1 pseudogene is annotated in these 540 nt (G+C 60.7%); it reads right to left on the reverse strand.

The annotated features are described in order from the left end of the window. Positions 1 to 505, reverse strand: a pseudogene (locus AC0L2R_RS33820) (IS6 family transposase); the annotation flags it as partial. Between the last annotated feature and the right edge of the window lie 35 nt (positions 506 to 540).

Here is a 540-nt window from a genome sequence, read left to right on the forward strand (position 1 = left end):
GGTTGTTCAATCCCTTGTGCGACCGATGCTCGACGTCCGGCATCACCTGTCGCCTGGCTGCTCCATAGGAGCGCAGCTTGTCGGTGATCATGCGCTTCGGCGCGCCGCCTTGGTTCTTCAGCAGCCGCGTCAGCAAGCCCTTGGCCGCCTTGGTGTTGCGGCGGTTCTGGACGATCTCGTCGAGCCCATAGCCATTCTTGTCGACGGCGCGCCACAACCAGCATTTCCTGCCGGCGATGGTGATGACGACCCCGTCCAGGTGCCAGACATCGTATCGGCTGTGCTGCTTGCGGCGCAAGCGGCGAGCGTAATGCGGACCGAACTTGATGCCCACCGGGGGATTGTCTCATACGAAACCACGATCCCGCGCTCCAGCCGCATTTCCTCGACCAGACGCAAGCTCAAGGGCAACCTGTAGAGAGCCACACTGCAATGGGCGATGATCTGTGGCGGGAAATGATGGCGCTTGTAGCTGACGGTCGCGGTGTTCATGCCATCGGTCTATGCCGCAAACTGAACGCGAGTTAAGTTGATAACGCC

It is taken from the genome of Mesorhizobium sp. WSM4820, assembly GCF_055811075.1.